The sequence below is a fragment of the Bacillus sp. NPDC060175 genome (assembly GCF_042728695.1).
Taxonomy (GTDB): domain Bacteria; phylum Bacillota; class Bacilli; order Bacillales; family Bacillaceae_G; genus Bacillus_A.
This window is the reverse complement of record NZ_JBHWYR010000069.1, coordinates 1-24,297: the sequence shown is the minus strand read 5'-3', so window position 1 is coordinate 24,297 and position 24,297 is coordinate 1. Positions and strand designations below refer to the sequence as shown.

The window sequence follows — 24,297 nt, the reverse complement described above, 5'->3', positions numbered from 1 at the left end:
GTTTCTATATAAATATATCATATAAATAATGTAAACAATGTTAAGGTAGTGTAAAACTACTGTAAATAAAGGGAGTTCCCATAATAATCTTAAAACATTCTCAACTAATAAAATACGCTATTCTTTCTATTGGATTATAAGAAAGAATAGCGTATTTATATGTGGAATTTTGTATTTTATAAATCAAAATTATTTACGCAAGAGATTCAAAACGCTCTATCGCCAAATATAGTAAGAAATCTTAGTTTTGTACAATGAGCTAGTAAAAGATTCATTTTTATTTATATATTGTTAGACTTTCTTTAAAGCAATTATTTAGCGATTTGGAAGCATCAACAGAAGTGTACATGCTTATGTATAAATTTTAGAGTGTCAATAAAAATATTATGTCAACAATATGAACTGTCACAAATTTTCATATATTATTGTGATTGATATCACATCCCTTTTCCTCAATGGGTATTATGCTTAGGTTGTAAGCAATGATTGGGAGAGGGTGGGATGATAATGTTTTGTTATCAATGTGAACAAACGCCAACAGGCGGATGTAAAGTGATGGGTGTTTGTGGTAAGAATGAAACCATTGCAAGTTTACAAGATACGATTGTATTTGGATTAAAAGGAATTGCTGCTTATCGTACGCATGCTGCTCAGCTAGGGTATACTGATGCATTTGTAGATGCTACGACGCAAGAAGCACTGTACATGACATTAACAAATTCTAATTTTAATGAACAAGAACATATTGATATGGCTATGAAAGTAGGGAAATCAGCTTTACGAGTAATGGAGTTGTTAGATGAGGCGCATACGAATCACTTTGGTGTTCCAGAGCCTGTTCAAATTACACAAAACCATGTAGAAGGTAAAGCAATTGTAGTTACCGGTCATAATTTATTTGCATTAGAGGAATTATTAAAGCAAACAGAAGGAAAAGAAATCAATATTTATACACATTCTGAAATGCTACCAGCGCACGGATATCCAAGGCTTAAAAAATATAAACATTTAAAAGGGAACATTGGTAAGGCATGGTATGATCAAAGACGTCTTTTCGAAAAATTTACCGGTGCCATATTAGCTACAACGAACTGTGTTATGCCAATTAAAGGATCATATTCTGATCGATTCTTTTCGTATGATATTGCCGGCTTAGAGGGCGTACAAAAAATTGAAAATGATGATTTTGCACCATTGATTCAAAAAGCGCTAGAACTTCCAGAAGTACATATGGAGTCGGATGAACAGTTAGTAACAGGGTTTCACCATAATACCGTATTATCGTTAGCTCCAGAAATTATTGAGGCAGTAAAGGAAGGGAAAATAAAGCGTTTCTTTGTTATCGCAGGTTGTGATGCACCAGGAAAAGGCGGGGAATACTATCGTGAATTAGCAACGTCACTTCCTCCAGAAACGGTTATTTTGACAACTTCTTGTGGGAAATTCCGCTTTAATGATGTAAGTTATGGTGTTGTACCCGGTACGGAGATTCCACGTTACATTGACTTAGGACAATGTAATAATTCAATTTCTACAGTGAAAATAGCGGCCGCTTTAGCAGATGCTTTTCAATGTGAAGTGAATGAATTGCCAGTTAGTATTGTCCTATCATGGTTTGAACAAAAAGCGGTTGCCATTTTACTTGGGCTATTTAGTCTTGGTATTCAAGATATTCGCATTGGTCCAAAGGCACCTGAATTTATTTCACCTGGTGTGCTTGATGTATTACAAGAAACATTTGGTTTAAAACTGATTACAACCGCAGCAGAAGATATGAATATGATGTTATCGTAACAAAAAGGATATCCTATATGTAGAGTTGGCTTTATAAAGAATTTGTATGTATTCGCAAACTCATGAATTACATTCGTAGGTGTGTTAGTAGAAGAACATAAAACTGATCCTTCTTATTAATAAAGGGAATTTGCCACATCCATCAACTTCAAAATTTTATAACGCTCTCCAAACGAGAAAATGCACATTTTCTCGTTTGGAGATATTCGCTTTTCTAACCTTGATAAGTATGTGGCGAGACTTCTTCAAAAAGAAAATAGGCTGTATCCAATGGGGAATAGCTGATTTTGGAAAAAATTTTAAAATCCAGTTGACATTCCCTGCTACTCAGTCATACAATGTACTTGTAATAAGTGATACTAAATAGTATGACTGCTCAAAATATATTCAGTAAACAATAGGGAATAGCGGATTTTAGAAAAAATTTTAAAATCAGTTGACATTCTTCTCTACTTAGTCATACAATGTACTTGTAATAAGTAATACTGAATAGTGTGGTTTTTCAAAAGCTATTCAGTAAAAATTAGCCTTAGTACTCTGTGATACTGAATATAAGTCAGACAGAATAGGGGGTAAAGGAGGATTAGAATATGGAAAATTTAACTGAAATGCTGAAGGGTTCGTTGGAAGGTTGTGTGCTGGAAATCATCAGCCGCCGTGAAACCTATGGCTATGAGATTACCCGCCACCTGAATGATCTTGGGTTTACTGAAGTTGTGGAAGGAACGGTCTATACCATCCTTGTGCGATTAGAGAAGAAAAAACTTGTGAATATTGAAAAGAAACCGTCAGATATGGGACCGCCTCGTAAGTTTTATTCGTTAAATGATGATGGCCGCCAGGAGCTTGAATTGTTTTGGAAAAAATGGGATTTTGTATCGTCAAAAATTAACGTCTTGAAGTCAAACTAGCCTCATAAAATAAAATATTCCGGCCGATATTTTGAGGGTTTCTTGTTCTGCTTTATAAAAAAGGAGGAAAATAAAATGTTAGAAATGTTCAAAAAATTAATTGGTGATAAAAAAGAGTACAAAATGATGGTGGCACGAGTTGGGGCTCTGCCAGAGGACTACCAGTTTGTATTTAAGAAAATTCAAAACTACATGTGGAATTTTTCAGCGGGCAACGGGATGGATATGCTGCACATTCAGTATGAATTAATCGATTTGTTTGAAGCTGGTGCGGCGGAAGGCAGACAAGTGCTTGAAATCACTGGGGAGGACGTGGCATCTTTTGCTGACGAATTAGTGGCAAACGCTAAAACGTATGTCTCCAAGTATCGTGAAGATTTGAACGAGAGTATCATGAAGCAATTGAGAAAAAAATAAATGCAAAAGGTAATACCGACTGATTAGCTGGTTACAAATGTGAATTGCCACCATCGCTATTCAGTTATATTTTCAAACCGGTACTAAGTAATACAGATTATCAGTGATACTAAATAGAGGAGTGTAGGCAATCTAGCTTTGCAAAACATTTTTAATAAGGAGGAAAAAAAGTATGACCAATGCAGCGATTTCTGTAAAAGGGTTAAAAAAATCCTTTAAAGATAAGGAAGTGTTAAAAGGGGTAGATTTTGAAGTGCAGCGTGGCGAAATTTTCGCGCTGCTGGGCTCAAATGGAGCGGGCAAGACGACGACGGTCAATGTCCTCTCGACGCTGATGAAGCAAGATGGCGGCGAAGTAGGTATTTGCGGTTTTGACGTTCAGCGTCAACCGGATCATGTTCGTCAAAGCATCAGTCTGACAGGGCAGTTCGCAGCTTTAGACGGTATGCTCACGGGGAGAGAAAACTTGATAATGATCGCCAAGTTGCGTGGAGTTTCTAGTCCCGCTCAAGTCGCTGACAATTTGCTTGCAAGATTTAGCTTGATCGATGCAGCCAACCAGAGGGCAGATCAGTATTCGGGAGGGATGAAGCGCCGGCTTGATATCGCGATGAGTTTGATCGGGACGCCAGCAGTCATTTTTCTCGATGAACCGACGACAGGGCTTGATCCCGAAGCGCGTATTGAAGTGTGGGATACCGTCAAGGAACTTGCCGGCGGCGGCACAACTATCTTGTTGACAACCCAGTACTTGGAGGAAGCAGAACAATTGGCGGACCGTATCGCTATCTTGCATGGCGGAAAAATTATCACGACTGGTACTCTTACTGAACTTAAAGAAATGTTCCCACCAGCAAAAGTGGAGTATATCGAGAAACAGCCGACATTGGAAGAAATTTTCCTTGCGATCATCGGCAAAAAGGAGGAGATGTAAATGAAGAGAAAAACAGGGGTATTACTAGGGCGCTTAATGCGCAACATTATGCGTAGTCCAGATACGATTATTACGGTAGCGATTACACCGATTATGATGCTGCTGTTGTTTGTCTACGTATTTGGTGGTGCCATAGAGACAGGAACGGATAACTACGTCAATTATTTATTGCCGGGAATCTTGCTGATGGCTATCGCATCCGGTGTCGCTTACACTTCCGTGCGGTTGTTTACGGATGTAAAGAGTGGGCTGATGGCACGTTTCATTACTATGCCCATCAAGCGTTCGTCGGTATTATGGGCTCACGTATTAACATCACTTGTTGCTAATGTGCTTACTATCGTGGTGGTTATCCTTGTTGCGCTCTTAATGGGCTTCCGTTCCAGCGCTAATATTCTGGATTGGCTTGCGGTAGCTGGAATACTTGGGATGTTTACGCTGGCGCTGACATGGCTGGCTATCATTCCTGGGTTGACAGCGAAGTCTATGGAAGGGGCGACAGCCTACTCGTACCCGCTAATTTTTCTGCCCTTTATTAGTTCGGCCTTTGTTCCTACCGAAACCATGCCAAAAATTGTTCGTGCGTTCGCTGAGAACCAGCCTGTGACTTCAATCGTGAATGCGATTCGTGCCCTCTTATATGAAGGGACTGTTGGCAACGATATTTGGATCGCACTTGCTTGGTGCATTGGCATTATGGTTATCGCTTACTTCTTCGCCGGTAAAGCATTTAAACGTCAGTTAGGGTAACACCACCAGTTCGGTGCACTATGGCAACTAAATCTTCTGGAATAATATATATGGGAAAATGGATTTAAATCACATTAATCATAGTTATTGCTATAATTGTTAGTATTCTTACTGGTTATGCAGTTGGTACGTAAGTAGGCTCAGGCGTTGAGAAAAAGCAGACTGAGAGAGTTAAAGGGGAAGAGATAATATTTTGACCGCAATTCTAATTGCCATATAATAAATGCAATTTTTATACATGAAAAGCCCACCTATTTTCGTAGGAGGGCTATATCTTTATTACACAATACGAAAGTATACTCTCTTTTTCTAAATATGCAATTATGCATATTTAGAAAAAACTACACTTAATAAATATTACATATAGTAAATGGAAACTTGTGGTGTTATTCTTTTAACAGGCGTAACGTGTCAAACATAATAGAAGGTGTGATGGTACTAAGTGAGAGAAGTTCCTTTTTTCTGAAAAATGCATGTTGATTCGATATTAGTTATAATTATTCAGTTAGATGATTTTATGTTTTCTTAATTTATTCCTTTATATCTACAATGATTATTTATTATAACAGTTTCCACGTCTAAAATAAGATGTTTCAGAAAAGGGGAATATAACTATCTTTATAATGAGTTCCCAATATAATCAACGTGTTAACAAAAAGGATATCTGTATTATTTTCCCCTTTTTGCTAACTAATACAGCTTCAAAAAATAGACACAATTGCTATATACCAATTGTAATTTATTATCTATTCATAATTCTGTTTATTCTGTCTTTCTGAAAATAAAAAAAAATTAGACTCGCAAATATAAACGTTATAATGAGGGCGTCGAGAGGTAACCGATTACCTACGGAGAAAATATCAAACATTTTAAAATTGGACAGACTGAAACGATTAATTGCAGAAAGGTGTGTGACTAGAAGGGGAATTTCTTCAAAATAGTTTAGTAGCAGCGGACATCGTACTAGCTGGTGTACACAATATCATCAATGCTGACGAAGTATAGGGTTGGAGGATAAATGCCTCGCACATTAAGAGAGACAGCTTTAGGTGGAATCGTTTACAATATGGTGCATCAAGTAAGCGGTTCATTTTTAAGAATGGTCTATATTCTTAAGCCTAAAAAGAGACGTAAGAATAGGATACAAGGGGGATTTATTATATGAATGGGAATACTGCAAAAAAAATAGAATTTCAAGCTGAAAATACTGCAGTGAAAAATGAGGAATATCTAGATCCTAAAAAGTGGCATAAACAAGATACTACCTGGGCATTGAGCCTTTTTGGAACAGCAATTGGAGCAGGAGTACTCTTTCTACCTATTAATGCAGGTTCAGGTGGCTTATTATCATTACTGCTAATTACATTGCTTGCATATCCAGTTATGTATTACTCACATAGGGCGCTTGCTAAAATGATATACGCTTCTAGTTCTGCTGATCAGGGGATTACAGGTACAATTAGAGAGTATTTCGGAAATAAGGCAAGTATCATTTTTAACATAGTATATTTCGGCTCAATTTATACAATCGTACTGATGTATTCGGTTGCGCTTACAAATACTGCAAGTAGTTTTATCGTGCATCAATTGCACATGCCGGAGCCTCCAAGGGCCATTTTATCGCTTGTATTAGTGCTTGGTCTTATCGCTATACTAAATTTTGGTCAAGATATTACTGTAAAGATCATGAGTATGCTAGTGTATCCTTTCATAGCTTCTTTACTTTTTATCGCAATATCTTTGATCCCGCAGTGGAATACGTCAATGCTTAGTTTTTCAAGTGTTTCTACTGCTTCAACAGGAACAGGATATTTTGGAACGATATTGATGATACTACCAATCATCGTATTCTCATTTAATCATTCACCTATGATTTCATCATTCGTTGTGAAACAGAGGGCTACGTATGGAATAGAAGCTACTGATGCCAAATGTGCACAAATACAAAAGGTTTGTTATATCATGACATTCGTGGTTGTTATGTTCTTCGTCTGGAGCAGTACATTGAGTTTGACTCCAGAGGATCTTAAAATGGCAAAAGAGCAGAACTTATCGATCCTTTCATATCTTGCTAATGAGCTTAATTCGCCTGTAATCACTATTGCAGCTCCTATCATTGCTTTTGTGGCTATTACAAAGTCTTTCCTTGGCCATTATATAGGGGCATATGAGGTAATGCGTGACGTAATTATCAAGTTTGGTAAAACACGCGGAAAAGCTATCGAAGAAAAAACAGTTAAGACAATGATTCTTGCTTTTGTCGTATTAACATGCTGGTATGTTGCTTATGCAAATCCAAGTATTCTTGGAATCATTGATTCCCTTAGCGGTCCGTTAGTTGCTGCTATCTTATGTCTATTACCGATGTATGCGATTCGTAAAGTACCGGTATTAGCTAAATACAGAGGGAAAATGAGCAATGTATTTGTCATTATTGTAGGTATACTTACTGTCCTAGCAAGTATTAAGTCATTATTCTAATTCGTTATTGTTAGTTCAAGTGCTAAAATAGTGGATATGAATAAAGCATGAAAGAGATTATGGATAAGATAAATCCACATTCGAATTTTAAACAAGTAATTTAATGAGGGTTAAACTCTAATATAAAAAGACATGAACAAAGATTAGTTCATGTCTTTTTTGTGTTGACGTTATTACTAGAAGAGCGTTTAAAGTAGCGGTAGTAAATAAAATGTTTTTACTAGGTATTTGAATAGAAGTAACTGGCATCTAGTCAAACTCAATATTATTTTGGGTTTAACTGGTCACTGCTTATGGGCAGTATAAACATAATCTCTCTTTTAAACCTTCTAACACTTCTTCAGGCACTTCCTTGATTTTGATATCTTTACCTAGGAAAAGTAGCCAATTTGTTATTTCTGTTAATTCATCGAGATTGTTAACATTGATAAAAGTCTTTAGAATGGCTGTGGATTGGTAAGGATTTGTATAGGAAATAGAAATTTTTATAGGATGGTATTTTTTGAACTGGGCAATCGCTTTTGGACCAAGTTCAAGTACAAGGTTGATTGCTTCGTCCTTCTTACTTAGTTTTTCTAAAATCTTTTTCTTACTTAATCTCTTTTTCGTCGTATAGGGTTCGACATTGATGAGATGATCGACAGGGAGCATCTTCTTTTTTTCTTCTTTTATGTCAAAGGCTTCAATTATCCAATGGCTTTTTTCTTGATAAAGGTATAGTAGATAAATTGGATAAGAATTAATTTCCTCCTCTTCTTTTACGGTAATCAATAAATGACTATCCAAAAGAAGGATTTGGATGAGTTTTTCTAACATAGGATGGGGGAGGTCAGAAAGCTCAAGTAGGTCGGGATTATGGGGGTTAGTCCCTTCAAAAAGTAAGATTTGATTTAAAAGAACAAGGTCATCTTGCTGGATTTCTGAGATGAGTCCTAGTAGTTTTTCAGCTAAAGACTGACGACTCTTTAGATAGGGAAGTTGTTGATTTCTTGTGGCCATAAAGGCAATAAAAAGAGCTTTGACCTCGTTATCAGTAAAGCGAACAACGGGCAGGATAGAGTTATGCATGACAAAATATCCCCCATCTCTTCCAACTTCAGCGACGAGCGGCATCCCCATGGCTTCAATCTCTCTAATGTCTCTAATAGCTGTCGAGCGTGAGATGTTAAATTCTCGTATGATTTCAGAAATTGTAAAGTGGGAGCGGTTGTTGATGTACCGCATGATCGTATTAATTCGTTCAACTTTTTTCATTTTGCTCTCCTAAACAGTATCATTTTTTGACATGATTTAAGGATATTATAAACTCATCAGATGAAAAGATAAATCATTTGATTAATTTAAAAAAGAGGAAGGTTTTGAATATGAAAAATTATACTTTAGAAGAAAAAGATAGCTTTATCGTGTTAGGTATTGGAACGGAACTTAAGAGCGAATACACAGACTTTGCTGGAATAAATAAAGAAAAGGAAGACTTTTGGGAGACCGTTAAACAAGATGGAAGGCTTGACACTTTAAAAGCTTTAGCCACAAATGATTACATTTTTTCTGTGAGCGAAGCGGTGAATAACAAAATGATGTATTATGCTGGTGTTATGACAGAGGCACAAATACAAGAAGAATCCAGAGTTATCCAGTTTCCTATGGGGGAATACTTAGTAGTTCAAGGGGAAGGTAAGACGGCTGAGGAGATGAGTAATAAGCTTACTGGCATTGCCTTTGGTCAAGTTTTACCAGAAGCAAAGGATTTTGCCTATGTTGGTGGGCCAAATACAACGGTTGAGATGGGGCAGCGAAACGGCTTAGTATTTGGTGAAATGTGGATTCCAGTTGTTAGGAAGTAAAGAGATTAAAGGAGAGATGGAATTGTCCAATATCGTTGATTTTAAAAATGTCACTACATCTGGCTTAGAGTCTTCACCTATAGCAGAAGCGCTTGCTGGTTTACGTGCTCATGAAGCACGTTACTTTATGAACAAATACAAGCATGAATTTACGGTTGTACCAGCTAGTGAAAGCAAAGAGACTCTTGATTATGTGAACCGCATTTTGAAAGAAGAACGTGATATTGAGTTTGCGGCTAAACCTTTAGAAACATCGTGTTTTCAAGTGGAAAATATTAAATTTGGCTATGTCTTCTATGAGGATGGTCTTGCAATCAACGTCATGTATACATTGGATAATCCGAAGAAGCGGGCTGTTGGATTTAAGCTTTCTGAGGGAATGGAGATACCAAAGGAGTTAGAAGAGAAATTTAAGTTTGCTAGGCAGAAGTCTAAACTTGCTGGAACAATTCGAGGTTCGTTTTTTGTAATTAAGGGAGAATATATTGCAAGTTGAAGGGTCAGTCGTTTGTTGTATTTTAAAAGGCATGATTATGGAAGGTGAGGGCTAACAATCTTGAATTGTTAGCCTTTTTTTACATAAGTATAATATTCATAGTCTGCTACACGCTACGTTTTGATAAAATGAAACAAAAGGAAATTACTGTAAGGTAGTGGCGGGGTGAGCAAAAAAAGGCTATTTGAGTTATTCTTAGTAACTTTTGCTTTACTATTCCTTCATGTAAGCACATTTACCAATGAAAAATTGAACGATAAATTTGGTAACTTTACCTTCTTTGTTGTATTTCTCATGTTTTATATCAACGTTGCATTTGTAGAACGGTATTTTGATGATATACAAAAGTGGATTCGAAATATCATATTTCTTCTTGCCTTGTTAGTAGTAACTTTAATATCACTATGGATAGGTTACTTTTAAATCCTTACTTCCGAGAACCGGAATTATGTCAAAAGTAAAGCCGGTCTACTGTACGTTTTTAGTGGATTGGTGGCCGATAAAATCTTGTATCATGCTTGTAGTAGAAGCAACAGAAAAAAGGATAACAACAATTAAAGGCTGAAATGATTCAACTTAGTTATAAAAGATTAATAAAAATATTACAAGAAAACCATCAGTTTGATTAATCTTTTTTCAAATTGATGGTTTTTATTTTTGAAATAAATATCTATTTCATAAAAAAAAATTTTTTGACCCCCATAAAATTATTTATTCCTTCGAATATATATAAGTAGAAGAAAGCAAATGAAAGAAAAAGCTAAAATTACCAAAAATATAGAGAAGAGTTATTCAAAGATTGCAGATAAAATAGAAAAAGAGCAAGAAGAACAAGTGGTATTGCAAAAGAAAACAAGAAAGCAGTACAAAATATAGACTTCACTTTAGTGTAAGTGGAAAAAATAGTCATCTAAAAAAAGTTGGCCTCGAAAAATATGAGCAACAGCAAGAAGACAAGCCAAAAGAAAAGTACTAAGAAAATGTGCTTGAATGGTCACTTATTTAGTGACCATTTTGCTATTTAAAGCAGAAGGAGGCAGGGAGATTACTAGTGTTGAGTTTAGTAATGAAAATCTTAAAACAAACGAAAATAGAAGATATCGTATTTAACATACAAAACAACGGAGGAGATAAGGAAGCTTTTATCGTACAGTATCAGCCGTTTATTAGAAAATCAATCTCGTCTGTCTGCCGCAGGTATATTACAGAACAGGATGATGAATATAGCATTGGATTGTTTGCGTTTAACGAGGCAATTGAACAGTATTCATATAAAAAAGGAAAATCTTTTCTAGCGTTTGCTGATCTTCTTATAAAAAGAGATGTAATTGACTATATACGCAAAGAGTCTAAGCATAATCTTGTCTTTTTAAAAGAAGATAAGCAAGAGGGAATATTAGAAATGCAAGTATCGCTTACGGAGTATATGAAAGAGATGGAAAATAGTAACCGTAAGGAGGAAATTCTTCATTTTCAAAGTGTGCTAGCTGAGTTTAAAATCACATTTTCAGAGCTTGCTAAGGAATCTCCTAAGCATCGTGATACGCGTGAGCACTTAAGAGAAATTGTAAAGATTATTATAAAAGACGAGAAAATGATGGAAGAGCTGTTCCGAAAGAAAAAGTTACCGCTTAAACATATTGAACCGTGTGTTAGGGTAAGTCGTAAAACATTAGAGCGGCATAGAAAATACATTATTGCAATGTGTATTATCTTTGCAAACAACTATACATATATTCTTGATTATATAAGAGGGGGGAAGCATGATGAATAAAGGAATTGTGATGGATATAAAAAAACATAGCGTAGTTGTTTTAACTCCAAATGGAGAGTTTATTACGTTTAAAAGAAAAGTACACTCTTACATGATTGGAGAGGAAATCTCGTTTAACAAACAAGAGCAAAGAGCACCGCGTTTTTCAATCCCTTCTTTCTTAAAGCCTGCATCATTACTTGTTACTTGTTTTCTATGTGTGTTGCTGTTTTTCTACAACCAACCGGAAGAAAAAGTATTTGCTTATGTCTCAGTGGATATAAATCCAAGTTTAGAGGTGAGCGTAACAAAGGATCTTCGTGTTATAGATTTACGAGCTTGTAATGATGATGGAAGGCGTATTTTAAAAGAAATGAAGCGATGGGAAAATAAAGACCTGCAAGACGTAATACGTACTATTATAAAACACAGTCAAGAGGATAAGTACTTAACGAATGATAAGCAAGTTATGCTAACAGCTGTTACAAAGGACAAGTCGCTAGAACCACAGTTGGAAAAGGCTATGCAAAAATTAAAGAAAGAGTATGAGACAAAATATGTTACAGTCGTATATCAAAGCAGTACGATGCAAATGCGGGAGAATGCTAATAAAGCAGGAGTTGGCACAGGTGTTTATATAAAGCAAGAGAATGAGAAGCAGAAATCGCTTACTCCACCTGCGCCGCCGTCTAATCAAGAGGAGCGCGATGAGGAGATACATTCGCAACCAAAGTCATCTCCTGAAGTATCATCGGATTCGTCTCCTGTAAAAGAAGAAAGATACGAGAAGCAGGAGCATATAGAACAAAAGCAATCCAAGGAACAGCAACCGAAGCAAATAAAAGGAAATAATGGACACCAACAAGAAAACAACGGTAGAGGATCTCAGCAAGGAAATAATGGAAATCAGCAAGAAAACAACGGTAGAGGATCTCAGCAAGGAAATAATGGACATCAGCAAGAAAACAACGGTAGAGGATCTCAGCAAGGAAATAATGGACGTGAGCAAGAAAACAACGGTAGAGGATCTCAGCAAGGAAATAATGGACACCAACAAGAAAACAACGGTAGAGGATCTCAGCAAGGAAATAATGGACACCAACAAGAAAACAACGGTAGAGGATCTCAGCAAGGAAATAATGGACATCAGCAAGAAAACAACGGTAGAGGGTCTCAGCAAGGAAATAATGGACATCAGCAAGAAAACAACGGTAGAGGGTCTCAGCAAGGAAATAATGGACACCAACAAGAAAACAACGGTAGAGGATCTCAGCAAGGAAATAATGGACACTAGCAAGAAAACAACGATGGGGGATAAAAACAAGGAAATAAAGGTAATATAAACGAAAATAACGGGCCTAAAAATGAGGACAAAGACATTCCTGCCACATAACATCAAGGGAATGAAAAGAAGAATCCATAGAATATTGAAGATGGGAATTCGTTTCATGTTAATAAATCTCTCTAGTTTCAAACTAAAGAAATTCTTATTATTTAAATTTTTTAAATGACGGACACAAAATCGTATATCCTTTCGAATTATATATATGGATATCATTAATATTTATATAAAAGGGGAGAAAAAATATGAAAAAAACAAAAGAAATGTATGAAGAAATCGCTGAAGTATTAAAGGTATTGGCACATCCTGTCCGTTTATCCTTAGTAAAAATAATGCTTGCAAAAGGCCCTACTAATGTAACAACAATGTATGGGGATTTACAAATGCCTCAAAGTACAATTAGTCAACATCTATCCAAATTAAAAGCTGCTAAAATCGTAACTGGTACTCGAAAAGGATTAGAAATTTATTATGAGGTAACGGACAATCGTACAAAAGCGATATTAGCAAGTTTAGTTTAAATGCTGACTTCCTAGACTTCAAAATTAAGAAGAGGATAGGAAAGTAATTCTGTGGCTATAATTTTTTAGAATTTTACATAAGAGCTATATTTATAAGAATATGTAATTTTCCTTAGCTACAGTTAATTCCTTTGAGAAATAAGCTTTTTTTCATTTTAGGGGTATTTTTTGTTAGCTTAATAGTGATGTGACGATACCCCTATTATAAAATTTCAGAAGAATTCTTGACATAGAAGATGTAACAAAGTTGATAGGGTTCTTTTAGTCATTTAATCTTTTTATTTGATGGTCTTTTCCCCATTCAAATAGTTCATCCATAATTTGCATTAAAGATTTTCCATGTGCGCTTATTGTATACTCAACCTTTGGTGGTACTTCTTGATATACAGTACGATGGATAATTCCATCAGCTTCAAGTTGCCGAAGTTGTTGTGTAAGAACCTTTTGTGTAATGTTTGGAATTTCTCGTTTTATTTCATTCGTTCGCATTTTTCCATCCATCAAAATACATAATATATGAACTTTCCATTTTCCGCCGATTACTTCGAGTGTTGTTGCAATTGGGCAATCATCATTTTGATTCATATAACACCTCCAAAGGTACTTTAAGGTTCCTATAGCACTTTAAAGTACGTACTTTTCAATTATATGTGACTCATTCATACTAATACTAAAGCGTTTGAATTATTTATAAGGGGGAAGAAAATATATGAAAACACTTGTAATTGTAGCACATCCTGATATTGAAAAGTCTCGAATTAATAAAAGATGGGTAGAAGAACTTGAGAATTATTCAGATGAAATTACGGTGCATGAATTATATAAAGCGGCACCGAATTGGGAGTTTAATGTTGAAGAGGAACAAAAGCTGTTAGTAGAACATGACCGATATATATTTCAATTTCCGCTCTACTGGTATAGCTCACCACCATTATTAAAAAAATGGTTCGATGATGTATTAACATATGGATTTGCTTACGGATCTAAAGGGGATAAAGTGCAGGGAAAAGAGTTTGGTGTAGCTATTTCTATAGGTGGATTAGAAAAAGACTATGAAAATAGCGGGATCACAATGGCTGAGTTGACGAAACCATTTCACGCTACAAGCTTATACACGGGAATGGAGTTTATTCCTTCCTTCTATTTATATGGTGCAGAATATGAAATCAGTGATGAAGAGATTGAAAAAAGTGCACCTGAATATGTGAAATATGTTATGAACAAGGAGTATTCTAATATATAAGGAAAAATAGCCATTTACTTGTTAAGTAGATGGCTATTTTTTCATGTGTTTTATATTCACTAAGTGTAATCTTTAGTAAATTAATAGTTAATTTGGTAAAATAAAAACCCTAACATATATAAAGGGGAGTTTTACTTGAGAACGATGCGACAATTATTACAAAAGAGAGCAATGCAATCACCAAATTTGGAAGCGCTTGTCGGGGGAGAGAAAAGGTATTCGTTTCAACAATATAATGAACGAGTAAACCAGCTTGCACATTATTTGTTACATAACGGTGTGCAAAGAGGGGATCGCATAGGAATACTATGCAAAAATAATCATCCGTTTCCAAGCATTATGATGGCAAGTTTGAAAATTGGAGCGGTATTTATTCCGCTAAATCATCAGCTTACAGCTTATGAATTAGAAACGATTGTAAAAGAAGCAAAGTTAAAAGTATTAGTTATTGATGAAGAATTTAGTGAAGTGTTATTAAAGGTTGATGCTGTTAAAGAAATTCCTTATGTAATTAAAACGACAGAAGAAGGCTTTGGTTCATTTGAATTAAAATTGCAAGAACAGCCAATTACAGAGCCGAACGTAGAAGCTCATGAAGATGATGATGCGATTTACTTATTTACTTCAGGAACGACTGGACAGGCAAAAGCATGCGTAATTGGTCATAAAAACTTACATCATTATTTTACTGAGATTGCGGGGCAAAGAGAAATTCCAGCAGGTGAACGCTTTTTATCAGTGCATCCATTGTTTCATATGAGTGGAGTGCTTTCTATTTTAAATTGCATTTATCATGGCATAACGATGATTTTCTTATCTGATTCAAATCCTACTCTTATTTGGGATAAGATTGAAGAAGAGAAAATTACTACGATGCTTGCGTTTCCAGCAGTGTATAGTTATATGCTTGATGAACTAAATAAAAAAGAGCGTAACATTTCGACCTTTAAAGTAGCGCAAAGTGGTGGTACAAAAGTTCCAGAAACGCTCATTCAAAAATATATGGAAAAAGGAATATATATGGTGCAAGGGTATGGTAGTACAGAAGGTTGGGTAGTAACTTCTTGGCATCCAAATATGGGAAAAGAAAAAATGTCTTCTGTAGGGAAAACACTTAAGCATGTAGAATTGAAAATTGTTCATCCAGAAACAGGGGATGAACTAACAACAAATGAAGTTGGAGAGATTCATGTAAGAAGTCCATACATGTTTAAAGGATATTGGAATAATGAAAAGGCGACAAAGAGGGTAGTAAAAGATAATTGGTTTAACATGGGCGATGCAGGTATGATAGATGACGATGGATTCCTACATATTATGGGAAGATATAAAGACGTTATCATACGCGGTGGTGACAACGTATATCCAGATCAAGTAGAAGATGTCATTCATGAAATATATGGTGTTCTAGAAGTTGCAGTAGTTGGAATTCCAGATGACTTTTGGGGTGAGGTTCCAAGAGCTTATCTTGTGAAGGATATCGAAACATCATTAACAGAAGAAAGTATTGTTCAGCATTGTAAGAATAAATTAGCAGGTTACAAAATACCAGAAGTGGTATTCATGGAGGAGTTACCGAAAAACGCTTTAGGGAAAGTGTTGAAGATGGAATTAAGAGAAGATGTACTTGTAAAATAAAAAGCTATTAGATGATGAGGAATCCAGTTATGTATAAAGCATAACTGGATTTTTTGTTTATGGTTCTGTTATTTGATATTGTTAATATTTTAAACTTTTTGTGTTTTTTTGGTGTAATATTGAAAATAAAGGGAGCTAATTAATTTCAGTACAAGGGGGAGAAAATATGGCTATAAAATTAGAAACTGAGCATTTACGTATAGAACCTTTTACCAATGATGATGTGTTTAGAATTAAAGAATTGGCTAATGACAAGGAATTAGCCAATATTCTTGGGCTTCCACACCCATATAAATTGGAGTTCGCGCAAGATTGGGTTGATATGCAACCAGAACTTATAAGGCAAGGAATTGAATATCCTTTAGGAGTTGTTTCTAAAGAATCAAGAGAAATTGTAGGTACAATTACACTAAGAATTGACAAAGGCAACAATAGAGGTGAGCTTGGTTATTGGATTGGTAAGAATTATTGGGGTAAGGGTTTTGCAACCGAGGCTGTAAACAGAATGATTCATTTTGGCTTTATCGAATTAGGTCTAAATAAAATTTGGGCATCTGCTATTTCTAGAAATAGATCATCGATTAAGGTGTTAGAGAAGTCGGGTTTACGTAAAGAAGGCACATTGAGACAGAATAGACTTTTATTAAATACATATGAAGATGTTGATGTTTATGGAATATTAAAGACAGAATACAACGTTTTAAATTACAGATAAGATTGGTAGTGTAGTGGCAAAAAGGAAACCCTTCAGAACAAGGTTTCCTTTTTGTATTTCTCAAAAATCAACATTGTAGTTTAACAGACCCTTGTTTATCAAAAACATAATAATTTACTAGATTTTGCATTTTGTGTAAGATAATAAAGAATATTCAATTAATAATTTGAAGGATGAGATGTAATGAAGCTACCACTATTACAAGTAGAGACAGAGAGGCTGATTATCCGTCCATTTCAAAAAGAGGATTATGAAAGTTGGTTAGATGGATTCAATAAGAGGTTACCATCTCAATATAAATACGATGATGGCTATCATGACATGTCGTCTTCAACGAAAGAATGGTTCACGGAATGGATAAGAGGGTTTGATGAGGCGGCACATCGAGATGAAATGTACGTATTAGGCATATTCCGAAAAAAAGATGGCGCCAATATTGGAAAGCTAGAGCTTATAAAGATTTTACGTATGGATTATCAATGGGCGATGATGGGCTACTCTATTCATAATCAATATTGGAAAAATGGATACGGAGTAGAAAGTGTAATAGCTGTGCTGCCGTTATTTTTTAATAGCCTTCAATTTCATAGAATTGAATTACATATACATGTCGATAATGAGCCATCCGTTCGTCTTGCAGAAAGAGCTGGTTTTTCATTTGAATGTATGAGAGAGGCATTTTCTATGGGGAATGGTAAGTGGGCAGATTTTCTTGTTTATTATAAAAATAAGGAGATGAATATATGAGGATACTTATTACAGGTGGAAATCGAGGATTAGGATTACAGTTAGTAAAGGTATTTCATGAAAATGGACATATAGTTTATCCACTAGTTAGAAGTAAGGAAGCGATAGGACAATTGAATAAGGTTTTTACTTCGAGATGTTTTCCTATATTAGCAGACTTGACAGATGATGAGAGTACTGAGCGAATTAAGAAGCAAATTGGAGATTACACAGAGCATATTGATCTAGTTATTAATAACGCTGGAATTACTGGAAAGGAAACTGAGATTTTACGTACAAATTCAGAAGAGTTAATGGAACTATTTAACGTTCATTGTTTAGGTGTTATTCGAGCAATAAAAGGTACGTATTCAGCTTTAACTAAATCAAATCAGCCGAGAATTATAAACGTATCATCTCGTTTAGGCTCTTTACATAAAATGGCCGAAAAAGAATTTCCACAAGGGCAGTTCTCATATTCATACCGGATCGCAAAAGCTGCACAAAATATGTTAACGCTCTGTTTACAACAAGAGTTTGCGGATAAAGGAATTCGTGTAACCGCAATTCACCCTGGAAAATTAAAGACTGACATTGGTGCTTTTGATGCGAATATGACTCCTACTGAAGGAGCTCAAAATATATATGATTGGGTAATGGATTCAAATGAGGATGTTTCGGGTAAGTTTATTGAGCCGGATTTAGGGGAGTTGGAGTGGTAATGTACGATCTTACAACCATTCAAAATATATTTGGACCTTCAAAAAAATTTTAAAAGAGGATTAGGGGATATGAGAATGAAAAAAGTAAACGTAGTCCATTATGATGCATTTAGTAATAAACCGAACATGGGAAATCCAGCAGGCATTGTATTAGAAGCAGATGGATTAGGGGAAGAGGAAATGCAACTCATTGCTGAAAAGGTTGGATTTAACGAAACAGCTTTTGTTCTTTCTTCAGAAGTAGCAGATATAAGAATTCGCTATTTTACACCTGGTCATGAAAATGATTTATGTGGTCATGCGACAGTAGGGTCAATATATGCACTTCATGAAAGAGGAATATTGGGAGGGAAACATAAGTTAACGATTGAAACGAAGGCGGGAGTTTTACCAATACATATAGGTGCGAATGAAAATGGGGAAACTTTTATTAAAATGAGACAAGCAATACCTAAGTTTCAAAGTTTTGCAGGTTCCAAAGAGGCATTAGCTCACAGTATTGGTCTTGAAGTGAATGATTTAGATGGAAATTTACCGATTGTATATGGAAGTACTGGTATTTGGACTTTAATTGTACCTATTAAAAAAATTGATGCATGTGAAAGAATGAAACCTAATAATGATGAATTTCCATCGGTGCTAAAAGAAATGCCAAAGGTTGCGATCCATCCACTTTGCTTGGAAACATATGATGCAGAAGCAAAAATGCACGGTCGTCATTTCTCATCACCTTATTCTGGAACAATAGAAGATCCAGTGACAGGAACTGCTTCAGGTGTAATGGGAGCGTATTATGCGACGTATTTGGAGAAAGATTTTGACCATGAACTGGAGTTAATCGTTGAGCAAGGACAGGAAATAAATAAAGATGGTCGTGTAACGGTTTATGTAACGAAAGATGTAGAAACTGAGAAGTTACAAATTGATATTGCTGGAACAGCGGTGTATGTAAAAGAGTTTGAAATTTCAATATAAAAGAATGAAGCCCAGTATATAACCGGGACTTCTTTTTACCTGTTCAACACTTCAATATACGAAGCATCCCCAGCTGTTCTAATAGCAGAGCGGAAATTATTGTTTTCTAACGTTTCAGCAACTTGTTTTAATTGCTGTGCATCATCATGATGAATAAGTAAACTATCAGCACCACTTTCTTCTATATGAATGTGTTCAACATTTCCAATCGCTTCATGTATAGCTTTTAAAAATTCAGGTTTCATATTGTCCTCCTATATGTATGTAACGTCGTTATATAGTATTTCCTTATTTTTGAAATATAAAAGGAAATGAAAAAGGAAATGAATTTTTGTTATATTAAGATTTTGGAAGGGATTCCCTATTGGTTTGTCAAATGATAGTAAAGTTGCCTTTTGAATTTAGATAATATTCGGAATGGAAGGTGAGAGAAATGGAAATTTCAATAATCGCTGCACAACTAGTTAAGGAGAAAGTTATTTCACATTATCCAAATAGCATGAAAGTGTTGAGCGGAGGAACGACAAGTACTGTATATTTGTTGGATGGAAGATATGTTGTGAAATCAAATGAAGCGAAAGTAATACGTGAAGAAGCTAATTTTCTTTCTTTTTATGAGGGGAATGCGTTATTTTCAAAGCTTTTGTATAAAGAACCTTTACATACATATGTTGTGTATTCTTTCCTTGAAGGTAGTACTTCGTGCGAACAAGGACATAAACGAAGTACGCTTATTACACTTGTAAAAGAAGCTATTAATAAGTATGAAGTAGTTTCAGATATAGATGGATGGGGATGGAAAGATAGTCCGGTTCAATCTTGGACAGAATTTTTATTAGCAAATGTAATGGAAGTTCGTGGGAATTTGAGGCAGTACATAAGTGAGGAAGAACATCAGCTTGTTCTTACACTTGTAAATAGTCCACAAAGAGGTACTGGAATGGATAGGCCGTTTTTATTACATGGTGATCTTGGATTCCATAATTTTATATTTCAAAAGAATAAGTTAACCGGTGTGATAGATCCTTTACCAGTCTTAGGAGATCCTATATACGATTTAATTTACGCGTTCTGTTCAACACCAGAAGATTTAACGAAAGAAACCATTCAGTATGTGATGAAACAATGTGCATTTCGTAAAAGGGACCGAGATTTATATGAAGAAATAGTAATAGGTTTATATTTGCGTATTGATACATGCTTAAGACACCACCCAAAAGATTTAGAAGATTACTTAGTAGCTTGGCGTTATTGGATGAATGAGATTATGTTCGATAACGAAAATAAGACGACATTATAGCACTTATATTTGGGGGAGATATAGAAATGAACATTTCAGAAGCAAAAAGAGATTTAGCACAAAAAACGAAGAAGGGATTTCCTGTTATAATAGCTGGTCTTTTATTTTGGATTGTAGCGAGCATAACTGGTGTTCTTCTTTTAGAAAAGCAAGTTGTGTGGGTATATTTAATTGGTATGGGCTGTGTGTTTCCTTTCGGCTTAATGATAGCTGCTATATTAAAAATTGACATGTTTGCGAAAGGAAATCCGCTAGGGACTTTAGCTGGAGTAATTGGTGGGATAAATGTATTGAATATTCCGTTTGTATTACTTGCATATTTTCAATTTCCGGAGTGGTTACCTTTTGTAGTAGCGATGTTAATAGGTGTTCATTTTTTACCATATGTATGGATTTATGAAAGTAAAAGTTATGGTTTTTTATCAGTAGGAACTGTATTAGTAACGTCAGTATGTGGGATTCTTTTTGCAGAAAAAGGATTTATTGTAATTCCTATGGCGGTTACATTTGTCTATTTTGTTACTCTTATAAGCTTATCAATTGAAAATAAAAAAGCAGAAAACTATCAACAAATATCAGCTTAATAAAAAATTAAAGGAAGAGGAGAATAACTATGAATAATTTCGTTTGTACAACGTGTGGCGTTCAGTATGCAGCGAGTGTGGAAGAACCGGTAAGTTGTCTTATTTGTGATGAGGAGAGACAATATATTAATCCGAAAGGGCAGTCTTGGACGAGTTTAGAAAACTTGCAAACGAGTGATACATATAAAAATGAAATTATAGAAGAAGAAAATGGGCTTTATAGTATTACAACAAAACCAGAATTTGCGATCGGTCAAACGGCATTTGTAGTCAAAACAGAGTCATATCGTTTGCTATGGGATTGCATTACTTATTTAGATGAAACGACAATTGAGAAGATAAAAGAGTGGGGTGGATTAGATGCGATTGCATTATCTCATCCGCATTATTATTCAACACAAGTAGAATGGGCAGAAACATTCGATGTACCAATTTATATACACGAAGACGATAAAGAGTGGGTAATGCGTCCTAGTAGTCGTATTATTTATTGGACTGGCGAGTCTTTACAATTAGCAGATGGAGTAACAGTGCATCGTCTCGGAGGACATTTTAGTGGCGGTTCTGTATTACATTGGGAAGAAGGAAATGATGGAAAAGGTATTTTATTAACAGGTGATATCATTCAAGTTGTAGCGGATCAGCAGTGGGTAAGCTTCATGTATAGCTATCCAAACTTAATTCCATTACCGGCGAGAAAAGTTGAGGAAATGGCGAATCGAGTGAAACCGTTACAATTTAATCGCCTATATAACGCTTTTCACCGAGTAGTAAAAGAAAATGCAAATGAGGCAGTTGAACGTTCTGCGGAAAGATATATGAAAGCGATAGAAGGAAAGTTGTTTCATACGTAAAAAGGGATTTTATAAGCGGCAAAGCACTGGGTGCTTTGCTTTTTTTATGATGCAGAGATGTCGTTATTTGTCGGTAAGTCGATATCCTTTGTCGAAACGTCGATATATTGAAAAAATCGTTGATATATTTGGAGTTGTGATCGATATATTTGAAAAATCGTCGATATAATTTCATGTACAAAAAAAGAGCGGATAGAAAAAAGCAAAGCGATATCGCTTTGCTTTTCATTGTTTTTTAGTAGATCAATCTAAAAATGCTTGTTGCAATGCTTTCAGTCCATCGCTGTAGATGCCATGAAACAGATTAATTGCCTCTTCATCACTAACCCCTACAGGAGTGAAAGTACCAGACCACTCTACTAACGATGTGTTACTTTCAGTACCTTCTTTAACCTGGATTGTAGATAGATAATTAGTGACTGGGAATGGTGCATTCATTATTGAATACGTGTAGTAGCGTTCCTTATCATTGAATACTTCTAAGCGCTCTATAATCGTATCACCATCTGGATTAGCTAGATGACGTACGCGTCCACCTTCAGTTACTTTGCTGCTAGGTATATAAGGTAACCAGTCTGGAAGGGAGTTAAAACCTCCGATTAATTGCCATACTTGTTCAGGTGAAGCAAAAACTGTCATAGATGTAGTAGTATGTGCCATATTTATTACGCTCCTTTTTATCCTGCTATTTACAGGGAAATAATCAGTGGGATGACCCCACTGATTAAGGTTTCATTTTATTTTACGTTGATTGGTAGTGGTGCATTAGGTGCTACTAGTTTTTGTTCGCGCATTTCTTCCCAGAATGCTGCTGGAATTACTGTGTTTAATGCAGTTTGGTCTTCTACAATTCGTTCAGGTTTACTTGCACCAGGAACAACGGCAGCAACTGCTGGGTTAGCTAGTGAAAATTGTAATGCAGCAGCCTTGATGCTGATTTCGTGACGATCTGCAAGAGCTTTGATTTTCTCAACTTTTGCAATAATTTCTGGTGATGCCTTTTGATATTCGAAGTGAGCACCTCCAGCAAGAATACCTGAGCTATATGGGCCACCAACAACAATATCCATATTATGCTTTACAGCTGCAGGCATTACTCGTTGCAAGGCAAGCTCGTGGTCTAATAGTGAATAACGACCAGCTAACAAGGATATATTTGGCTTCGCTTCTTCCAAATCAAGCATAAGTTCAATTGATTCTACTTTGTTTACTCCAAGTCCCCAACCTTTAATGACTCCTTCTTCACGTAAACGTGTTAGCGCACGGAATGCTCCTGTACGAGCCGTTTCAAATTGTGAAATCCACTCGTCGCCATAAAAGTCTTGTGCTAAATCATGAATGAAAACAAAGTCTAGACGATCTGTTTTTAAACGTTTCAAACTTTGCTCGATAGAACGAAGTGTTGCATCTGCGCTATAGTCATTGATCATTTTATTTTTACGACCAAATTCGAAAAGTCCGCCTTTTTCACCTAAATCACGTGCAGATGGATCTTCCAGTTCATCCGAAATAGTTCGACCTACTTTCGTACTTAAAAAGTAATCATCACGATTTCTTTTCGAAAGTGCTTCACCAAGACGAATCTCGGCTAATCCAGATCCATAAAGTGGAGCTGTATCAAAGTAACGAACGCCATTCTCCCAAGCAGCATCCACTGTAGCGATTGCTTCTTCTTCTGGGATATTACGGTACATATTTCCTAGTGGTGCTGTACCAAAACCAATTTTTTCTTTTAGTAAATTACTCATTAAAGATATCCTCCTAAAATGTATTTAAAAATTAATTAATCATTGTGAATGGATGTGAAAATCAATACATGTCATTTCATCGCCTGACAAAATGCATTATAAAAGTATTGAAACAGTTAAAAAAGTAAGCACTTTAAAGTACGATGGGTACCTAAAAGGTAACAAAGGTAATTTCTACTACTGAATTACTTACTCAACTTTTACAAATGCTATTATGAAATGTATTTTACATAATGAAAAGTACGTACTTTAAAGTGATATAGATACTAAAAAGTAATACAGGTACTTTTTAGTGCCGTATTACTCATCTACTGTTCACGTATGCTATTATGAAACATGTTTAACACAATAAAAAGTACGTACTTTAAGGTGCTATAGATACTTAAAAGTAATATTTAAATGTTTTAGCTTAATTGCCTTATAAAATTATTAAAGGAGATCTTTATATGAAGACATACAATATTCCTGTGGAGGTAACTTTGAAAGTTATCGGTGGAAAGTAGTTATCCTTTCTCATTTAAAGAAAGACAAAAAGAGAACGTGCGAATT

General features: G+C 35.5%; 26 protein-coding genes and 3 pseudogenes. 24 read left to right on the top strand and 5 right to left on the bottom strand.

The genetic code is table 11. The annotated features are described in order from the left end of the window. Window positions 1-507: 507 nt before the first annotated feature. The 7 genes and pseudogenes from hcp (at window position 508) to ACFWDE_RS24590 (ending at window position 7,287) form a co-directional block, all read left to right on the top strand. Window positions 508-1,794 carry a hydroxylamine reductase gene (gene hcp / locus ACFWDE_RS24620; protein WP_377895313.1) on the top strand — a complete coding sequence of 429 codons (1,287 nt, stop codon included), beginning with the start codon at window positions 508-510 and terminating at the stop codon, window positions 1,792-1,794. A 590-nt stretch (window positions 1,795-2,384) separates the two neighbouring features. Beyond that, window positions 2,385-2,705, top strand: coding sequence for a PadR family transcriptional regulator (locus tag ACFWDE_RS24615; RefSeq protein WP_063262589.1), 321 nt, complete (start codon window positions 2,385-2,387; stop codon window positions 2,703-2,705). A 75-nt stretch (window positions 2,706-2,780) separates the two neighbouring features. Then, complete coding sequence (locus ACFWDE_RS24610; RefSeq protein ID WP_377895311.1) at window positions 2,781-3,122, top strand: DUF1048 domain-containing protein; 342 nt, start codon at window positions 2,781-2,783, stop codon at window positions 3,120-3,122. A gap of 172 nt (window positions 3,123-3,294) precedes the next feature. After that, a complete protein-coding gene (locus ACFWDE_RS24605) occupies window positions 3,295-4,056 on the top strand; it encodes an ABC transporter ATP-binding protein (RefSeq protein ID WP_377895309.1) in 762 nt (253 codons plus the stop codon). Beyond that, a complete protein-coding gene (locus tag ACFWDE_RS24600) occupies window positions 4,057-4,806 on the top strand; it encodes an ABC transporter permease (protein ID WP_377895306.1) in 750 nt (249 codons plus the stop codon). It abuts the gene before it with no gap. Window positions 4,807-5,663: 857 nt separating this feature from the next. Further along, window positions 5,664-5,821: pseudogene (locus ACFWDE_RS24595) on the top strand (L-serine ammonia-lyase, iron-sulfur-dependent, subunit alpha); the annotation flags it as partial. 146 nt (window positions 5,822-5,967) lie between these two features. Next, window positions 5,968-7,287: an aromatic amino acid transport family protein gene (locus ACFWDE_RS24590; RefSeq protein WP_377895304.1), complete on the top strand. Its 1,320-nt coding sequence runs from the start codon at window positions 5,968-5,970 to the stop codon at window positions 7,285-7,287. Between the two features lie 291 nt (window positions 7,288-7,578). On the opposite strand, the gene ACFWDE_RS24585 is transcribed toward ACFWDE_RS24590, so the two are convergent. Continuing rightward, window positions 7,579-8,541, bottom strand: a complete 963-nt coding sequence (locus tag ACFWDE_RS24585) for a helix-turn-helix transcriptional regulator (RefSeq protein WP_377895301.1) — start codon at window positions 8,539-8,541, stop codon at window positions 7,579-7,581. Window positions 8,542-8,651: 110 nt separating this feature from the next. Between ACFWDE_RS24585 and ACFWDE_RS24580 the strand changes: the two genes are divergently transcribed. The 7 genes and pseudogenes from ACFWDE_RS24580 (at window position 8,652) to ACFWDE_RS24550 (ending at window position 13,243) form a co-directional block, all read left to right on the top strand. Further along, complete coding sequence (locus tag ACFWDE_RS24580; RefSeq protein WP_377895299.1) at window positions 8,652-9,131, top strand: GyrI-like domain-containing protein; 480 nt, start codon at window positions 8,652-8,654, stop codon at window positions 9,129-9,131. Beyond that, window positions 9,118-9,627: a phage tail protein gene (locus tag ACFWDE_RS24575; RefSeq protein WP_377895296.1), complete on the top strand. Its 510-nt coding sequence runs from the start codon at window positions 9,118-9,120 to the stop codon at window positions 9,625-9,627. Before ACFWDE_RS24580 ends, ACFWDE_RS24575 begins: the two co-directional genes overlap by 14 nt. Window positions 9,628-9,792: 165 nt before the next feature. After that, a complete protein-coding gene (locus ACFWDE_RS24570; protein ID WP_215557248.1) occupies window positions 9,793-10,050 on the top strand; it encodes a DUF3963 domain-containing protein in 258 nt (85 codons plus the stop codon). A 324-nt stretch (window positions 10,051-10,374) separates the two neighbouring features. After that, entirely contained in the window at window positions 10,375-10,503 is a 129-nt protein-coding gene (locus ACFWDE_RS24565) for a hypothetical protein (RefSeq protein WP_256416133.1), read from the top strand. Between the two features lie 175 nt (window positions 10,504-10,678). Next, window positions 10,679-11,401 carry an RNA polymerase sigma factor SigI gene (gene sigI / locus ACFWDE_RS24560; RefSeq protein ID WP_377895292.1) on the top strand — a complete coding sequence of 241 codons (723 nt, stop codon included), beginning with the start codon at window positions 10,679-10,681 and terminating at the stop codon, window positions 11,399-11,401. Continuing rightward, a pseudogene (locus tag ACFWDE_RS24555) lies at window positions 11,394-12,671 on the top strand (anti-sigma factor domain-containing protein); the annotation flags it as partial. The gene sigI and the pseudogene ACFWDE_RS24555, both read left to right, overlap by 8 nt. 296 nt (window positions 12,672-12,967) lie before the next feature. Further along, window positions 12,968-13,243, top strand: coding sequence for an ArsR/SmtB family transcription factor (locus ACFWDE_RS24550; protein ID WP_002146515.1), 276 nt, complete (start codon window positions 12,968-12,970; stop codon window positions 13,241-13,243). 261 nt (window positions 13,244-13,504) lie between these two features. Here ACFWDE_RS24550 and ACFWDE_RS24545 read toward each other — a convergent pair whose 3' ends face one another. Beyond that, complete coding sequence (locus tag ACFWDE_RS24545; protein WP_071747510.1) at window positions 13,505-13,828, bottom strand: winged helix-turn-helix transcriptional regulator; 324 nt, start codon at window positions 13,826-13,828, stop codon at window positions 13,505-13,507. A 124-nt stretch (window positions 13,829-13,952) separates the two neighbouring features. On the opposite strand from ACFWDE_RS24545, the gene ACFWDE_RS24540 reads away from it, so the two are divergent. The 6 genes from ACFWDE_RS24540 to ACFWDE_RS24515 all read left to right on the top strand — a co-directional run bounded on the left by ACFWDE_RS24540 (window position 13,953) and on the right by ACFWDE_RS24515 (window position 19,262). Continuing rightward, a complete protein-coding gene (locus tag ACFWDE_RS24540) occupies window positions 13,953-14,486 on the top strand; it encodes an NAD(P)H-dependent oxidoreductase (RefSeq protein WP_377895287.1) in 534 nt (177 codons plus the stop codon). 135 nt (window positions 14,487-14,621) lie between these two features. Then, window positions 14,622-16,124 (top strand): class I adenylate-forming enzyme family protein, encoded by a 1,503-nt coding sequence (locus ACFWDE_RS24535; protein WP_377895285.1) that lies wholly within the window; start codon window positions 14,622-14,624, stop codon window positions 16,122-16,124. Between the two features lie 166 nt (window positions 16,125-16,290). Continuing rightward, a complete protein-coding gene (locus ACFWDE_RS24530) occupies window positions 16,291-16,839 on the top strand; it encodes a GNAT family N-acetyltransferase (RefSeq protein ID WP_377895282.1) in 549 nt (182 codons plus the stop codon). Window positions 16,840-17,022: 183 nt separating this feature from the next. Further along, window positions 17,023-17,586 (top strand): GNAT family N-acetyltransferase, encoded by a 564-nt coding sequence (locus ACFWDE_RS24525; protein ID WP_002146519.1) that lies wholly within the window; start codon window positions 17,023-17,025, stop codon window positions 17,584-17,586. Further along, on the top strand, window positions 17,583-18,287 hold the full coding sequence (locus ACFWDE_RS24520) for an SDR family oxidoreductase (protein WP_377895279.1): 705 nt from the start codon (window positions 17,583-17,585) through the stop codon (window positions 18,285-18,287). The genes ACFWDE_RS24525 and ACFWDE_RS24520 overlap by 4 nt, the downstream gene beginning before the upstream one ends. A 75-nt stretch (window positions 18,288-18,362) precedes the next feature. Then, the gene (locus tag ACFWDE_RS24515; RefSeq protein ID WP_377895277.1) at window positions 18,363-19,262 is read left to right on the top strand and encodes a PhzF family phenazine biosynthesis isomerase; all 900 of its coding nucleotides are present in this window, start codon (window positions 18,363-18,365) and stop codon (window positions 19,260-19,262) included. A 35-nt stretch (window positions 19,263-19,297) separates the two neighbouring features. Here ACFWDE_RS24515 and ACFWDE_RS24510 read toward each other — a convergent pair whose 3' ends face one another. Continuing rightward, complete coding sequence (locus tag ACFWDE_RS24510; RefSeq protein WP_002084353.1) at window positions 19,298-19,507, bottom strand: hypothetical protein; 210 nt, start codon at window positions 19,505-19,507, stop codon at window positions 19,298-19,300. Between the two features lie 188 nt (window positions 19,508-19,695). On the opposite strand from ACFWDE_RS24510, the gene ACFWDE_RS24505 reads away from it, so the two are divergent. The 3 genes from ACFWDE_RS24505 to ACFWDE_RS24495 are packed head-to-tail and all read left to right on the top strand — an operon-like array spanning window position 19,696 to window position 22,000. After that, window positions 19,696-20,562, top strand: coding sequence for an aminoglycoside phosphotransferase family protein (locus tag ACFWDE_RS24505; protein ID WP_377895276.1), 867 nt, complete (start codon window positions 19,696-19,698; stop codon window positions 20,560-20,562). 26 nt (window positions 20,563-20,588) lie between these two features. Further along, the gene (locus ACFWDE_RS24500; protein WP_377895274.1) at window positions 20,589-21,146 is read left to right on the top strand and encodes a DUF7010 family protein; all 558 of its coding nucleotides are present in this window, start codon (window positions 20,589-20,591) and stop codon (window positions 21,144-21,146) included. Window positions 21,147-21,175: 29 nt separating this feature from the next. Continuing rightward, window positions 21,176-22,000 carry an MBL fold metallo-hydrolase gene (locus ACFWDE_RS24495; protein WP_002146528.1) on the top strand — a complete coding sequence of 275 codons (825 nt, stop codon included), beginning with the start codon at window positions 21,176-21,178 and terminating at the stop codon, window positions 21,998-22,000. Window positions 22,001-22,243: 243 nt separating this feature from the next. Here ACFWDE_RS24495 and ACFWDE_RS24490 read toward each other — a convergent pair whose 3' ends face one another. Together ACFWDE_RS24490 and ACFWDE_RS24485 are read right to left on the bottom strand one after the other, a co-directional pair. Continuing rightward, a complete protein-coding gene (locus ACFWDE_RS24490; protein ID WP_377895271.1) occupies window positions 22,244-22,660 on the bottom strand; it encodes an SRPBCC family protein in 417 nt (138 codons plus the stop codon). 77 nt (window positions 22,661-22,737) lie between these two features. Beyond that, window positions 22,738-23,748, bottom strand: a complete 1,011-nt coding sequence (locus ACFWDE_RS24485; protein ID WP_377895270.1) for an aldo/keto reductase — start codon at window positions 23,746-23,748, stop codon at window positions 22,738-22,740. A gap of 446 nt (window positions 23,749-24,194) precedes the next feature. Here ACFWDE_RS24485 and ACFWDE_RS24480 point away from each other — a divergent pair. Continuing rightward, window positions 24,195-24,297: pseudogene (locus ACFWDE_RS24480) on the top strand (winged helix-turn-helix transcriptional regulator); the annotation flags it as partial.